This is a genomic window from Burkholderia sp. LS-044, from assembly GCF_004803625.1.
GTDB lineage: Bacteria > Pseudomonadota > Gammaproteobacteria > Burkholderiales > Burkholderiaceae > Burkholderia > Burkholderia cepacia.
The window spans coordinates 276,867-292,361 of sequence record NZ_SSWO01000002.1; the positions used below are offsets into that span (position 1 = coordinate 276,867).

At 62.1% G+C, this 15,495-nt stretch carries 13 protein-coding genes; 11 read left to right on the top strand and 2 right to left on the bottom strand.

The features are described 5' to 3' along the window. Positions 1–11 precede the first annotated feature (11 nt). Entirely contained in the window at positions 12–1,106 is a 1,095-nt protein-coding gene (locus E9536_RS06395; RefSeq protein WP_027789331.1) for a potassium channel family protein, read from the top strand. Between the two features lie 125 nt (positions 1,107–1,231). On the opposite strand, the gene E9536_RS06400 is transcribed toward E9536_RS06395, so the two are convergent. Continuing rightward, positions 1,232–2,161: a LysR family transcriptional regulator gene (locus tag E9536_RS06400; protein ID WP_060173526.1), complete on the bottom strand. Its 930-nt coding sequence runs from the start codon at positions 2,159–2,161 to the stop codon at positions 1,232–1,234. Positions 2,162–2,473: 312 nt separating this feature from the next. On the opposite strand from E9536_RS06400, the gene mdlC reads away from it, so the two are divergent. The 10 genes from mdlC to E9536_RS06445 all read left to right on the top strand — a co-directional run bounded on the left by mdlC (position 2,474) and on the right by E9536_RS06445 (position 14,589). Beyond that, entirely contained in the window at positions 2,474–4,063 is a 1,590-nt protein-coding gene (gene mdlC, locus E9536_RS06405; protein ID WP_060319566.1) for a benzoylformate decarboxylase, read from the top strand. A gap of 55 nt (positions 4,064–4,118) precedes the next feature. After that, complete coding sequence (locus E9536_RS06410) at positions 4,119–5,570, top strand: aldehyde dehydrogenase (RefSeq protein WP_136469694.1); 1,452 nt, start codon at positions 4,119–4,121, stop codon at positions 5,568–5,570. A 141-nt stretch (positions 5,571–5,711) separates the two neighbouring features. Beyond that, positions 5,712–5,837, top strand: coding sequence for a hypothetical protein (locus tag E9536_RS42535; protein ID WP_257942981.1), 126 nt, complete (start codon positions 5,712–5,714; stop codon positions 5,835–5,837). Beyond that, entirely contained in the window at positions 5,834–7,180 is a 1,347-nt protein-coding gene (locus E9536_RS06415) for an MFS transporter (RefSeq protein ID WP_136469510.1), read from the top strand. The genes E9536_RS42535 and E9536_RS06415 overlap by 4 nt, the downstream gene beginning before the upstream one ends. Positions 7,181–7,294: 114 nt before the next feature. After that, positions 7,295–8,467, top strand: coding sequence for a 4-hydroxybenzoate 3-monooxygenase (locus E9536_RS06420; protein ID WP_136469511.1), 1,173 nt, complete (start codon positions 7,295–7,297; stop codon positions 8,465–8,467). Positions 8,468–8,591: 124 nt separating this feature from the next. Continuing rightward, positions 8,592–9,737: an alpha-hydroxy-acid oxidizing protein gene (locus tag E9536_RS06425; RefSeq protein ID WP_027789326.1), complete on the top strand. Its 1,146-nt coding sequence runs from the start codon at positions 8,592–8,594 to the stop codon at positions 9,735–9,737. 83 nt (positions 9,738–9,820) lie between these two features. Next, positions 9,821–10,780: a helix-turn-helix domain-containing protein gene (locus E9536_RS06430; protein ID WP_060319571.1), complete on the top strand. Its 960-nt coding sequence runs from the start codon at positions 9,821–9,823 to the stop codon at positions 10,778–10,780. 152 nt (positions 10,781–10,932) lie between these two features. Beyond that, positions 10,933–11,985 carry a carbon-nitrogen hydrolase family protein gene (locus E9536_RS06435; protein WP_136469512.1) on the top strand — a complete coding sequence of 351 codons (1,053 nt, stop codon included), beginning with the start codon at positions 10,933–10,935 and terminating at the stop codon, positions 11,983–11,985. A gap of 148 nt (positions 11,986–12,133) precedes the next feature. Further along, positions 12,134–13,366: an MFS transporter gene (locus tag E9536_RS06440; protein ID WP_211097454.1), complete on the top strand. Its 1,233-nt coding sequence runs from the start codon at positions 12,134–12,136 to the stop codon at positions 13,364–13,366. Positions 13,367–13,563: 197 nt separating this feature from the next. Beyond that, complete coding sequence (locus E9536_RS06445) at positions 13,564–14,589, top strand: amidase family protein (RefSeq protein WP_136469513.1); 1,026 nt, start codon at positions 13,564–13,566, stop codon at positions 14,587–14,589. Here E9536_RS06445 and E9536_RS06450 read toward each other — a convergent pair. Continuing rightward, the gene (locus E9536_RS06450) at positions 14,510–15,247 is read right to left on the bottom strand and encodes a helix-turn-helix transcriptional regulator (RefSeq protein ID WP_136469514.1); all 738 of its coding nucleotides are present in this window, start codon (positions 15,245–15,247) and stop codon (positions 14,510–14,512) included. The two genes, E9536_RS06445 and E9536_RS06450, sit on opposite strands and share 80 nt — an antisense overlap. Positions 15,248–15,495 lie beyond the last annotated feature (248 nt).

Sequence of the window (15,495 nt, forward strand, 5' to 3'; positions counted from 1 at the left end):
GAGATTCCCCGTTGGCATCGCCCTCCGCCCAGCGCCGCTCGTTGCGCTCACGCCTGCGTCGCGCGCGCAACCCGTGGCAGGCGCCGCGCGCGCGCACGCTGTTCACGCGTCGCGCGACGTCGCCGCGCCGCACACTGCTGTTCCGTCTCGGCGCGGTCGCGCTGCTGTGCACGCTCGCGTTCCTCGTGCTGTATCTCGATCGCGACGGGTTGCGCGATTCGACCAAGAGCACGCCGATGACCGTCGCCGATCTCGTGTACTTCACGATGGTCACGGTCGCGACGGTCGGCTACGGCGACATCGTGCCCGTCACCGCACGGGCGCGCCTCATCGATGCGTTCTTCATCGTGCCGATCCGCATCGTCATCTGGTTCATTTTCCTGGGCACGGCCTATCAGTTCGTGATCCAGCGCGTCGTCGAGGAATTCCGCATGAAACGCCTGCAAAAGCAATTGTCCGATCACATCGTCGTATGCGGTTATGGCCTGTCGGGCTCGATCGCGGTGCGCGAATTGCTCGAGAGCGGCGTCGATCCGGCGACGGTCATCGTGATCGATTCGCAGCAGCAGGCGCTCGAGGCCGCGACGTCGCTCGGCGTGACCGGGCTGCTCGGCGATCCCGCGCACGAGGATCTGCTGCAGCAGGCGCAGGTGCGTTCGGCGAAGGCGGTGATCATTTCGGTGACCGACGATCCGACCGCGATCCTGCTGACGCTGTCGGTGCGCAGCATCGCGCCCGATACGAAGATCGTCGTTCGGATCCAGGAGAACCTGTACCAGCGACAACTGCGGCAGGCGGGCGCCGATGTGATCGTGTCGTCGACGAAGATCGGCGCGCTGCTGCTCGCGGACGCCGTGCATAGCCGCTATATCGTGCCGTTCGTGAACGACATGCTGTCGACGCGCGGACGCGCGACGCTGCTGGAGCGCGAGGCGATGCCGCAAGAGGTCGGCTGCATGACGAACGTCGTGCCGGGTGCGATCGTCGTCGGGCTCGATCGGTGCGGGAAGATTTTTTCGTTCTACGAGGACCCGCCTTGCAGGATCGAGGCAGGGGACACGCTGGTTGTGATTCAGTCGGCGCGGATTCCGGATCCGGATGTTTGATGCTTGGTTGTTCTTATAAAATCAATTAGTTCAATGATTTATGGCTGATTTCCATTGAACAAGGCCGGGTGTGCGTTGGGTCATGCCAAAACGCACGACTCGCGGGCACGCCCGATTCACGGCCATCAAGACAGGCTTTGCCCTTCCTTGCGCAAAGACCCCGTCAGGTGACGCAATTCGTCCAGCAGCTTGACGGCGGGCGCGGGTAGCGTGCCTCGCCGGCGCCGGAATGCCGTCAGGGTGCGTTGCGCATCCAGGCCCTCGATATCCAGAGCGTCGATGACGCCCGCTTTGCTTTCGGTGTCGTACATCGGTTCGGCCATCCACGAGACAAAGCCACATCGCGCTACGAGGCTTTTGAGCACGGTGACCGAACGGGTCTCGACCGCGATGGCCGGCATTGGCAGGCCGCGGGCCCTGAAGGTTTCCTGCATGTGGGCATAAGGTCCGGTTCCCTTGGGCGTGAGTGCCCACCGTTGTGTCAATGTGTCGTCGAGTCGAAGGCCACGCTTCGCCCGTAACGGATGATCGAGTGCCGCGACCACGAAACTCCTGTCGGTCCATGAACAATCGGAGATCGCAGCGACATCCTCGGTTTCGATTCCCGATGTGCAAAGCGCCAGGTCGATTTCATAAGCGAGCAGGCCCTCGACGAGACGATCCCACACGCCTTCGATCACCTCGACGCGCAGATTGGGCCATTTCTCCAGCACACACGCGATGGCCATCGGCAAGACGAGGCTCGCTATGCTGCCCACCGCGCCGACCTTGATCACGCCTTTCGCCAGGCCGCGCATCGCGTCCAGTTCCTCGCGCGCCTGTTCGGCTTCTCTTTGCAGCGAGATCGCATGCGGCATCAATGCTTCGCCCAGCGCGGTCAGCTGCATCCCCTTGGTGTGACGCTCGAAAAGCGCCCCCCCGACGGACTCCTCGAGCCGCTTGATCGATCTGCTCAGCGCCGGCTGGGTCATGTTCAGCATGGCCGCGGCTCGTCCCAGGCTACCTGCGGAGACGATCGTGGTGAACATCATCAACTGCTGCAGATTGAAACTCATCGTGTCGAACCAGATTGAAAGGGGGGAAGGGGGCGAGCGAGATTCCGGGCCGCCCGGTGCCAGCTAGGTGTCTTCCCTGCAAGGGCTCGCGGTGCCCGCTCATTGCGGCCACCGCCGAGCCCCCGATGACGGCGAACAGCCTTTTCCGACAAGGCATCCGGGCGGAATTGGCCGATCCGGCATTCCGATAGACGCATGCCAAAATGTAATGACTTTGAGCTTTTTTGGCAATTTTCAAACAGGGTGCCGAATCCCATACTGCGGCTCATCTCATCACCGCCAGCCTGAGTGGCGAACCGCAGAGGATTCGAGATGCAACGAAATACAAGTGGGCAGCCGACCGTTCGCGATGCCGTCGTGGACTTGATGCGGCGCCTCGAATTGACGTCCGTGTTTGCCAATCCCGGCTCGACCGAGCTACCGATGTTCCGCGACTTCCCGGAAGACTTCCGGTACGTGCTCGGATTGCAGGAAGCAGTGGTGGTCGGTATGGCGGACGGGTATGCCCAAGCCACCGGCAATGCCGCGCTGGTCAACCTGCATTCGGCAGCCGGTGTCGGCAACGCGATGGGCAACGTCTTCACGGCTTTCAAGAACCGGACGCCCCTGATCATCACGGCCGGCCAGCAGGCCCGTTCGATTCTGCCGTTCGATCCGTTTCTGTCGGCGTCGCAAGCCACCGAGCTGCCGCGGCCCTATGTGAAATGGAGCATTGAACCGGCTCGTGCCGCGGATGTTCCGCTGGCCCTCGCCCGTGCTTACCACGTGGCGATGCAGGAGCCGCGTGGTCCGGTGTTCGTGTCCGTTCCGGTCGACGACTGGGATCAGCCGGCCGACTTCGTCGAGGCGACCCGGATCAGCACCCGGTTCCGCCCCGATCCGGTACGGATCGCGGAGATCGGCGACGCGCTGGACGACTGCAAACGGCCGGCCCTCGTCGTCGGCGCGGAACTCGATCGTGCCGATGCGTGGAGCGAGGCCATCCAGCTGGCCGAGCGCCACAACGCGCGGGTTTATGTTGCGCCGATGTCGTCACGCTGCAGCTTCCCTGAAGATCATCGACTTTTCGCCGGCTTCCTGCCGGCGATGCGCGAAAAAATCGTTCGGATGCTGAACGGGCATGACCTGGTCTTCGTCGTCGGGGCGCCGGCTTTTGCGTATCACGTCGAAGGCAGTGGCCCGCATGTGCCCGATGGCGCGGCGTTGTACCAGCTCATCGACGATCCGGCTACCGCTGCCTGGACCCCGGTCGGCACGTCGGTGGTGGCGAACATTCGCCTGGGGCTGGTGGACCTGCTCGCCCGGCCGGCACCGCGAGGCCGGCCCCTGCCGGCGCCGCGCGAGGCGGTCGAGCGAGCCGAGCCCACGGCAGTGATGTCGGTCGCTTATGCGCTGCAGACGCTGTCCGAAGTCCGCAACGCAGCCGATATCGTGGTCGAGGAGGCGCCCAGTTCGCGCCCCGTCATGCAACGTTATCTCCCGTTCACGCGAAGTCAGACGTTCTACACGATGGCAAGCGGCGGTCTGGGCTACGGCATGCCCGCCGCGGTGGGCGTCGCTTTGGCCAGACCCGGCAGCCGCGTGATCGGCCTCATCGGCGACGGCTCGGCGATGTATTCGCCGCAAGCGATCTATAGCGCGGTCCAGCTCGATCTTCCGATCACATTCGTGATCCTGAATAACTCGCGCTACGCCGCCTTGCAGGAATTCGCGCCCGTGTTCGGCTTCGCCGCGTCGGATCCGGTACAGGGCACCGATCTGCCAGGGCTGGATTTCGTTTCCCTGGCCAACAGCATGGGGTGCGAAGGCGTTCGAGTGAGCGACGCGCTGTCGCTGAAGCCCGCGCTGGAAGACGCGTTGTCTTCGGGAAAAACACGCGTCGTCGAAATTGTCGTGGCCTGACCGCGAGTCGGTGATTCGGCAGGCCGGTTTTTCAAGAATATTCCAGGAGACGGTAATGAATCAGGTAACGATGTTGATCAACGGCGAGCGTGCGATGGCTCGCGACGGCGCGACATTCGAGCGCCGTAACCCGCTCGATGACACGGTTGCCTCTACGGCACCGGCCGCGACTGTCGCCGATGCACAAGCGGCGGTGCATGCGGCGGCCGCCGCGTTTCCCGCATGGTCGGCGATGGGCCCCGGCGAGCGACGCGCTCTACTGAATCGGGCCGCGGATGCGCTCGAAGAAAAAGGCGACGCTTTCGCGCTGGCAATGGCAACCGAAACGGGCGCGTCCCGCCTGTGGGCGGATTTCAACGTCAAGCTTGCGGCCGACGGGCTGCGCGAAGCGGCTGCGATGATCACGCAGATCTCCGGCGAGGTGATTCCGTCGGACGTGCCGGGCAGTCTTGCGCTCGGCGTGAGGCAGGCCGCCGGCGTCGTGCTCGGGATCGCACCGTGGAACGCGCCCGTCATCCTCGGCGTGCGTGCCATCGCGTTGCCGCTGGCGTGCGGCAATACCGTCGTGCTCAAAGGTTCCGAAACCTGCCCCGCGACCCACGGCCTCATCATCGAAGCGTTACAGGACGCCGGACTGCCACGCGGTGTCGTGAACTTCGTCACGAACGCGCCGGCGAATGCGGGCGACATCGTCGAATCGATCATTGCCGAACCGGCGGTCAGGCGGGTGAACTTCACGGGTTCGACGCGCGTCGGCCGCATCGTCGCGACCCAGTGCGCGAACTATCTGAAGCCGTCGGTCCTCGAACTCGGCGGAAAGGCACCGTTTCTGGTGCTTCACGATGCCGATATCGAAGCGGCGGTTCAAGGCGCGGCATTCGGGGCGTTCGCCAATTCCGGCCAGATCTGCATGTCGACCGAACGCATCGTCGTCGACACGAAGATCGCCGATGAATTCGTCGCGCGACTGGCGGAAAAGGCACGGAGCCTGCCGCTTGGCGATCCGAGAAAGGGGCCGACCGTGCTCGGCTCCGTCGTGGACATGGCGACGGTCAGGAGATGCAACGACCTGATCGACGACGCGCTGGCGAAAGGTGCGACCCTGGTATGCGGAGGGAAATCCGAGACCACGCTCATGCCGGCCACGTTGCTCGATCACGTGACGGCGGACATGCATATCTACCGGGAGGAGTCGTTCGGGCCCGTCAAGGCGATCGTTCGTGTCAATGGCGACGAAGAGGCCATCGCCTGTGCCAACGACAACGAATATGGCCTGTCGGCGGCAGTCTTCAGCCGTGACGTCGCGCGGGCGTTGACGGTCGCGAAGCGTATCGAGTCCGGGCTTTGCCACGTCAATGGCCCGACGGTTCACGACGAGGCGCAGATGCCGTTTGGCGGGATGAAGTCCAGTGGTTTCGGGCATTTCGGCGGCAAGGCCGGGATCGCGGAATTTACGGATTTGCGCTGGATCACCGTGCAAACGACGCCTCGTCACTATCCATTCTGATCGTTGCCGCGGTCATGCCACGTGTTTCTCACCATGGACGGGATGGGCTTCCGGATGGTGGGCACGAACACAATAACAACCCGATATCGTTGAGACGCCTTCGCTCCTGGAACGACGAGCGACCGGCTTAAGGAGACTGCAATGCCCGTCATCAATTTCGAGTCGTCGCTCGATCGCGCCCGGTTGGAGTCCGACCGTCGCGTCGGAAAACGAATTACGCAGGACTGCGATTCAGACTTCGCCGGTCTGGCCGGGAGAGCGAAATGAACGATCGTAATCCGCCTCTGCTGACCGTAGACATCGGCCGTGCCCTCGATGACGGACCGTTCTCGGCGTTCCAGCGAACGGTCGTCCTGCTCGCCGCGCTTGCGATCGTGATGGATGGCTTCGATGGGCAGCTCATCGGGTTCGCCATTCCCAGCTTGATCAAGGAATGGGGCATCACGCGCAACGCATTTGCGCCCGCCGTTGCTGCCGGCCTCGTCGGCATGGGTATAGGGAGCGCGTTCGCCGGGCTGTTCGCGGACAGGTTCGGTCGGCGCTGGGCAATCATCGGCAGCGTGCTGGTATTCGGCTTGGCGACGAGTTCGATTGCGCTGTCGCCGGACGTGACGACCATTGCCGTCCTGCGCTTCTTCGCGGGACTGGGTATCGGCGGCGCACTGCCGAGCGCGACGACCATGACGGCGGAATTTACGCCCGCTCGCCGGCGGACGCTCGCGGTGACCGCAACCATCGTTTGCGTACCGCTGGGGGGCATGCTTGCGGGGCTATTCGCGAGTGTCGTGCTTCCGCATTACGGCTGGCGCGGGCTCTTTCTGATTGGCGGCACGCTTCCCGTCGCACTGGCGCTCCTGCTGTATTTCGTCATGCCGGAATCGCCGCGTTATCTTGTGCGTCATCAGGAACGCTGGAATGAACTGCGTCACCTGCTGTCCCGCATGTCCCGCTCGATTCAGCCGCACGCCGTATTCGCCGATCAGAAGGAGCAGAAAGCGGGGCAGCGCCCAGGCTTTCGCGCGTTGTTCGCGGACCATCAAGGCCGCGACACGCTCGCAATCTGGGTCGCTTTCTTCATGAACCTCGTCGCGGTCTACAGCGCATTCAGCTGGCTGCCGACGATGCTGGCAGGCGAGGGACTCAGCGCTTCGGTGGCGGGTTCAGGTCTTACCGCCTACAACCTCGGCGGCGTACTCGGCGCAATGGGCTGCGCAGTGGCGATCGGTCGGTTCGGGTCGCGCTGGCCTTTGCTCGTATGCTGCCTGATGGCGTCCGCGAGCGCGCTTTTCCTGCGCGGTCTCGACGTCTCTGCCCACACGACGTTGCTCGTGTTCGGAATCGGGTTGCACGGCCTCTTCGTGAACGCGGTTCAGTCGACGATGTATGCCCTTTGCGCGTACGTCTATCCCACCGAGATTCGCGCGACCGGGACCGCATCCGCGCTCGCGTTTGGGCGGCTCGGCGCGATTCTCAGCGCGTTCGCGGGGGCCTTCGTGATCACGCAGGGTGGAGCGTCTGCGTACCTGGGCATGCTGGGTGCCGCGATGGCGATGGTTTTTATCTGCCTGATGATCGTGCGTCGTCATATTCCGCCCATCAAGGGCGCTTGAGATCAGTGTCGAGGGCGACGTTTGTCACGCGCTCCGCGCAGGGCACGTAACGATGTCGCTCATGTTGAACCGAATGACGGAAAACGTCCGACAGTACCTTCAGTTGGAGATAGCATGCGCACTCAAGTAGGCATTATTGGCGCCGGTCCTGCCGGCCTCCTTCTTTCTCATCTTTTGCATCTGAAAGGTATCGAGTCTGTCGTGCTCGAAACCCGCCGACGCGAGCAGATCGAATCGACGATCAGGGCGGGTGTACTCGAGCAGGGGACGATGGACCTGCTTGAAGCGTCCGGTGTCGGTGAGCGTATGAAGGCAGAAGGAGCGTTGCATCACGGTTTTGAACTCGCCTTCGACGGAAAGCGGCGGCGCATCGACCTCAAGGCATTGACCGGGCGGGCCATCACCGTCTATGCGCAACACGAAGTCATCAAGGATCTGGTGGCGGCTCGGGTTGCTGCAGGCGGCTCTATCCTGTTTGATGTCGCGGATGTCTCGATTCACAACATCGACACGTCGGCCCCGTCGATACGGTTCGTGCATCGAGGGCAATCACATACGCTGGACTGTGATTTCGTGATCGGATGCGACGGTTCGCAAGGGGTGTCCCGTTCGGCGATTCCCGAGAGCGTTCGCCGCGATTTCGAGCGCGTCTATCCGTTCGGTTGGTTCGGCATTCTGGTCGAAGGTGCGCCGTCCGCAGACGAGCTGATCTATGCACGTCATGATCGCGGTTTTGCATTGGTCAGTACCCGTTCGCCGACGGTTCAGCGCATGTATTTCCAGTGCGACCCGAAAGATTCGGTCGACAACTGGTCCGACGACCGGATCTGGGCCGAAATGCACGCACGCGTCGACTCCGCCGATGGTCAGTGCGTTGTCGACGGGAAGATCTTTCAGAAGAATATCGTCGGCATGAGGAGCTTCGTCTCGACGACGATGCAGCACGGCCGACTGTTTCTTGCCGGCGACGCCGCTCATATCGTTCCTCCTACCGGAGCAAAAGGTCTCAACCTGGCAGTCTCCGACGTGCGAATCCTGAGCAGTGGACTCGACGCGTATTACCGGACCGGCGATGAAGCGCAACTCGCTTCGTACAGCGAGCTTGCGCTGAAACGGATCTGGCGCGCCGAGCATTTCTCCTACTGGATGACCCGCATGATGCATCGTCTCGACGATGCCTCGCCGTTCGAACAGCAGTTGCAGGTTGCCGAGCTCGAGCATGTGACTACGTCCGAGACTGCGGCGAGGTCCATGGCGGAAAACTATGTTGGGAGCGTTGCCGTCTAGCTTTCGACTTTGCGTCGTTACTCGGTCGTCTTCCGCCTCGAATGACCGAGGGAGACGCGCGAAACCGGCGTGCAGCGCGTCTCGTGCTTTTCGCATCACGATTTACTCTGACAGTACCCCGATCATGACAACAGGATTTCCCGGCATTTTCTCCGTCAGCGACTATCGTGACGAAGCCAGACGGCGGTTGCCACGCATGGTGTTCGACTATCTGGAAGGCGCGGCGGACGACGAATCGGGATTGACGCATAACCGTTCGGCGTTCGACAGGTTGCAGTTGTTGCCGCGCCGGCTGTCGGATGTCAGCACGCGAGAGCAGTCGGTGCCGCTTTTAGGGCGGCTGATTCCATTACCGCTGGTGATCGCGCCGACGGGCCTCAATAGTGCGTTCTGGCCGAAGGGCGACCTCGCACTTGCGCGCGCAGCGGGCAAGGCTGGTATTCCGTTTGCGCTATCGACGGCTTCCAACATGTCCATCGAAGAGGTGGCAAAAGGGGCCGACGGAGACCTGTGGTTTCAACTGTACGTCGTTCATCGCAACCTCGCGAAGAGTCTGGTCAATCGTGCCCGTTCGGCTCGCTATTCGACCTTGATCCTCACCGCCGATGTCGCGGTGAACGGCTTTCGCCGACGCGATCTTCGCAATGGCTTTGCCATGCCGTTCAAGGCAAGTGCACGTGCGGCGGTCGACGGACTGTCGCACCCGCGCTGGCTTTGGTCCTATCTGATGAACGGCATGCCGGAGTTGAAGAATTTCGCCACGGACGATGCATCGGACACCGCCTCCCAGGCAGCGATTCTTCGCCGGCAGATGGATGCGAGCTTCAGCTGGGACGACCTGCGCCGTTTGCGGGACGAATGGCCGGGCAAGCTCCTCGTCAAGGGCATCGTGACGGCCGACGATGCCGCGCGGTGCGTCGCGCTCGGCGCGGACGGCGTCATCGTTTCGAACCACGGCGGCAGGCAACTCGCCGACCTGCCCGCGACGGCCGACGTGCTGCCGGATATCGTCGAGCGCACCTCAGGCACGACGGTCATTCTCGACAGCGGTATCCGGACGGGGGCCGACGTCGTCAAGGCGGTCGCGCTGGGGGCCCACGCCGTGATGCTGGGGCGGGCCACCTTGTACGGGCTGGCTGCCAGAGGGGAAACCGGCGTGAGCGACGTCATCGACATGATCAAACGGGAAACTGACCGGACGCTCGCCCTCATCGGTTGTCGCTCGGTGGGCGAGCTCGATCGCAGCTATGTTTCGAAGCGGCCGTCATAGGCAACTGCGCATTGACGGCGGATTCTGGATGCGCAATTGTTCGGGGTAACGCTCCCGCGTATTTGCCGCCGGAACCTTGTGCCATGAATCAAGTGACGACCACGGATCATTACCATCGCGACGACCGGCTTTTGGCATGGGCGGATCAGGTTCGGGCCAGTTGCGTCCCCATGGTTTTCAGGACCGAATCCGATCAGGGATTTCGTGGCGAGATTTCCAGCGTGAACACGGGCGGAGTGTGTGTGTCGCGGATCTCGGCGGTCGATCACGTCGCGGCTCATGACTGGGACGACGTGCGGCGCACGGCGGACGACTACCTGCTCGTGTCGATACAGATCGAAGGGCGAGGTGCACTCGAGCAGGATGCCCGCACCGCGTTCGTCGACCCTACCGACATGGTGCTGTTCGACTCGTCGCGCCATTTCGTCTGGCATTTTTCCGGACAGCACTACACGATCCGCTTTCCCCGCCAGGCGCTGGAGAAATTGGTGCCGTGCGGCCGGCAGCACACCGCGGTGCGTATTCCTGCGGCCACCGGGATACGTCGTATCGCCGCGGACCATATCGCGTCGCTGCACCGAGTGCTTTCGTCAGACGAAGGCGCGATGACCGCTTGCGAGAGGCTTGGCGATGTGTCCGCCAACCTGGTCGCGCTGGCGTTGGCGGATTATTTCAACACGGTTCCGCTGCCCAGATCCAACGTGAAAGAGATGCATCTGCTGCGGGCGCGCGCGTTGATCAAGGACAGGATTCACGACCCGGAACTGGGACCCGAACTGATCGCCGATGAACTGGGAGTTTCCAGCCGTTACCTCTATCGACTGTTCGCCGAGGCCGGGGAGTCGATCGGCGAGACCATCTGTACGGCCAGACTCAACGGGTGCGGCGAGTGGCTTCGGCAACGCGCGTACGCTAACCGCTCGATTACCGATATTGCGATGGCTTGGGGTTTCAATAATGCATCGCATTTCAGTCGTACGTTTCGACGTCACTTTGGCGTGTCTGCGCGCGACTACCGTGCGAAGCATCGCGACGTTGGTTGAATCGCCCCTGAGCGGGCCGCGCGGTAATCCCGCCGGCTGGCAGCATAAGTAAAAATCCTGTTCTGTCAGAGTCAAGCGTCCGCCATATTGGCCCCGGACACTTCCTCTACAACGTTGCGGGCGTCCCGTCCCGCGAGTCGTGGAGGAGTATCTTGGCTCTCAACCATCCCCAATATAAGGCGGCCGTCGTGCAGGCCGCCCCGGCGTTCCTTGATCTTCAAGCCGGAATCGAAAAGTCCATACGCCTGATTGAAGAGGCGGCGCAGGCCGGCGCCGCCCTGATCGCGTTCCCTGAAGTGTGGCTGCCGGGCTACCCGTTCTACATCTGGCTGGGTACACCGGCCTGGTATATGAGCAAAGGCTATGTTCAGCGATATTTCGACAACTCGCTGAGCTACGACAGTCCGGAAGCCGATGCGCTGAGGGCCGCGGCTAGAAGAAACCGCATCACGGTGGTGATGGGACTCTCGGAGCGCAAGGGCCATTCCTTATATATCTCCCAATGGATCATCGGCCCCGACGGAGAAACCCTCCTGCAACGACAGAAACTCAAGCCTACCCATCTCGAGCGGACGGTCTTCGGTGACGGGGAGGGCAGTGGCCTGACCGTAATCGACAGTCCGTTGGGAAAGCTCGGCGGGCTTTGTTGTGCCGAACACGTGCAGCCTTTGACCAAGGCCGCAATGTATGCGCAAGGCGAACAGGTCCACGTTGCGGCCTGGCCGAGCTTCTCGCTCTATGAATTTGCCAGCGCATTGAGCCACCAGGTGAACAACGCGGTTTCGCGGACGTATGCCGTCGAAGGAGGTTGCTTCGTCCTCGCGCCTTCGACAGTCGTCACCGAGGAAATGGTCGAGAGCCTTTGCGACACCGAGGACAAACGTCAGCTGTTGCGGGCAGGCGGTGGCCATAGCGTCGGATACGGGCCCGACGGGGCGGAACTGTTCGACAAGATCGACGAAACCGCGGAAGGCCTGCTCTACGCCGATATCGACCTCGGCATGCAATCGCTTTCGAAGTGCGTTTTCGATCCCGTGGGGCATTACTCGCGGCCTGACGTTCTGCGGTTGCTGATCGACCGGCGACCGCGCCCTCCGGTCACCGAGATCCTCGATGGCCTCGCCGGGGAGACGGTCGCCGATGATCAAACATCGTCGGACAACGGTTGCTCGCCGGAGCTCGCGAGAAGTGGCGGAGATCGGTAGCGGCCTGTCGGGCTCGCCATGCGATTCCGTGGCGAGCCGGACGGAGGTTTTCGTGTCGCTGCCGTATCGGCTCGATACCGATTGAAGCGGGATGGTGTTCTTTGAAAAAACAGCCATTCAATCACGACGATATATTTAGGATGTCGATATGAACTACAAGCAAAATAGAGAATACGAATGGAAGATGGTCATCTTTCTTGCGGTGCTGTTCGGCATCGTTGGGCTCGATCGTCTGGTCATCGTGTATCTGTTTCCGGTTCTTCTGCCGGAGCTCAAATTGAACAACACGCAGGCAGGCGCAATCGCGTCGGTTCTCGCGTTGACCTGGGCCATTTCGACATGGGTGCTCGGGAGTCTGTCCGATCGCCATGGGCGTCGCAAGATTCTGCTGGGGTCTTCGATCTTCTTCTCGGTGATGACCTCCTTTACCGGCGTCGCCAAGTCGTTCCACGGCATGCTGCTCGTGCGAGGCCTCCTTGGCGTGGGCGAGGGCGGCGTCTTCAGCGCCAGCGTCGCGACGATCGACGAAATATCGACACCGAACCGGCGCGGCTTGAATCTGGGCATTCATCAATCGTTTTTCCCGCTTCTGGGTATCGGCCTTGGACCGATCATCGCTACCCAGCTCGTGATGCACATGCGCTGGGAGTGGGTGTTTTTCGTGCTCGGTATTCCGGGGCTTTTGCTGACGTTCCTGATCGGCAGGACCATGCGAAAGACGGAGGCCGGTCGCGACAAGCAGGTCCGGGCGGCCTCGGGCGGCCCGTTGACCGTGCTGAGATACAAGAACATCTGGTTGACCACGGTCATCGGATCGCTCTTCCAGACGGGCCTGTTCGTGTTCTCGACGTTCGTCGCGCTCTATCTGACCAAAGTCGCGGGCCTCAACCTCGGCACGGTCGGCTTGATCATTTCCGGATGGGGTTTCGGCGGGTTTATCGGAATGGTCGCCGTTCCGGCGATATCGGATCGGCTCGGGCGGCGTATCGTGCTCGTCGTCTCGGCGGCTTGCTATGGCATCCTGATGTTGGCGTTCGTTCTTTGTCACGCTTCTCCGATCGTGATGTTCGTCAACCTCTTTGCTGCCGGGATTTGCGGCTTCGGCATCGCACCTCTCTTTCTTGCCGTGATTCCTTGCGAATCCGTACCGTCCACGCTGACCGGTTCGGCCGTAGGCGTTCCGACCGCTGTCAGTGAACTCATTGGCGGGGTTCTGATGCCCGTGGTTGCAGGCGGGCTTGCCGACACGTTCGGTCTGGGTTATCCGATGCTGATCGTCGGGGGCGTGTCGTTGGTGAGCGCGCTCGTGGGGATGTTTCTCGATGAAACGGTGCCCGCTGCGACGTCGAAGCATTCCGTCTCGAACATCGACGCGGCCTGAACGTCCGTCGAAGCGCAGGCGGATTTCAGATCGTTGCGCGGACTCGCTCGATCGAGGCCGCCTGCGTCGGCCGGGGGGCGGTATCCGCGGCGAAGAGGGGCGCTGCCAGGGTTGGCTACGCCATCGTCATTTCTGAAGATGCGCTACAAGAAAGCCGACGCGCAATCTACGAAGACCGAAATGCACGAGAGACGTAGATGCCAACCCTGCCGCGGCTTTCAGTCGTCGACGCAAAAGGCGCGATCGATCGACGCGAGATCTCCTGCCTGGAATACGTTCAGGCGCTGGTGGATCAACACGCCAAAACCGAGTCGCTGAACGGGTTCGTGTTTTTCGACCGTGACGCGCTGTTGCAAGCGGCGCGGGAACACGATGAATCGCTCATAGCCCGAACGGGCCGGTTGCCGCTTTCCGGCATTCCATTGGCCATCAAGGACAACATCGACTGCGCGGGCATGCCGACCGCCGCGGGAACGGCAGCGCTCCGCGACGCCGTACCTCGAGCTGACGCACTCGTCGTGGCACGCGTGATCGACGCGGGCGCGTTGGCCGCCGGCAAAGCCAACATGCACGAACTCGCTTTCGGCTGCACCAGCGACAACGGATTTTTCGGCCCGGCCCGCAACGCGTATGACCCGTCCAGAATTCCAGGCGGAAGCAGCGGCGGGTCTGCCGTGCTGGTGGCGAGTGGTGCGGTGCCGGCGGCGCTCGGCACCGACACGGGCGGATCGGTGCGCATACCGGCCGCGCTGTGTGGATTGGTCGGCTTTCGTCCTACGCACGGACGCTATCCGTCCGGAGGTGTCGTGCCGATATCGCCCACGCGTGACACGGTCGGCCCGATCGCCCGCACCGTCGCCGACGTGATGTTGCTGGACGAGATCTTGTCCGGAAACGGTTCAACGCTTCCCGCGGTCGACGATACACGTGGCTTTCGCCTGGCTGTTCCCTATTCGACGGTGTGGGAGGGGCTGTCACCCGACGCCCGGCCGGTACTCGAACGTGCGCTGCATGCAAGTGCCGCGGTGAGCGTTGGGGGGCTCGTGCCGGCATCGGTACGAAACCGTATTGGCGGTTTAGTCTCTTGTATCGGACGATTCGCCGCGTCGCGCGTACGTGGCCGTCGACCGCGCCGTTCAATCGTCATGACGGCGGGGTCGTTCCGGCCGCGGCGACGCAGGCAGCAAGCTCCGCGCGGTTGGAGAATCCCTTCTTGTCCATGATCCGCCGCAAATGGGTGCGCACGGTCGACAGGCTGATGCAGAGAAGACGGCCGATATCCTGATCGGTACAACCCTTTGCGACCAGCTGGGCGATCTCGTTCTCACGGTCCGTGAGCCCTGTCGCGCTGCCTGTCCGGCGTTTGATCGCGCGGCAAAGGAACGGCTCGATCGCATCGAGCACGAGTTTGTCGCGCATCTCGAACTCAGGCCGATTCCTCGTTCGCCAGATTCTCAGGTCGCTGAGCTGGCGTTCGCCGTCGAAGACAAACACGTTGATCCCGTGATGCAACCCATCCTGCGCGAGAAACTCGTTGTAGAACTCGCTTTTCTCCAGTGCAGGCCGGTCCATCACTTCTTCCACCAACGTGGCCCTGCGCCGCTTGCAGAGTTGCGCCGTCATCGGGTCATTGTGCTGGTACCAGCTCGTGTAGCGACGCACGTGATCCGAGTCGACATTGACTGCAATCGGGTCGGCGTACATCCCTTTTTCGGCATCCCAGTTGTAGGAGACGCAGAAATCGGATCGCAGCAGCCGGGTCAGGTCTGACAAAACGACGCGCCTGACATCCACGATCGGCCCGAGCTCCTCGAGCCGCCCGATGATGTCACCGAAAAGTCGGAGTTCGTCGAGCGTGAGATCGTGAACTTGTGGCTTCAAGGGTGCCTCATCGGTAGGTGGAATCAGGAGACAGCATGCGCAACAGCCTCGAAAGACTGGTTCGCATTACACATCAAGCATAGCAAGGCAAAAAATCCCGATCAGCAACGAACTTCACTGCCATTGCCTGTCCGTTGTATTCATGCCGCAGTCAGGTCCACTGCCTATTGCAGATCGGAAGGGACGTTCGCGAGGGCGCCCGCATTTCGTGATCGCGGGCTCAGGCCAAGTTTTCCCTGTCGATATTT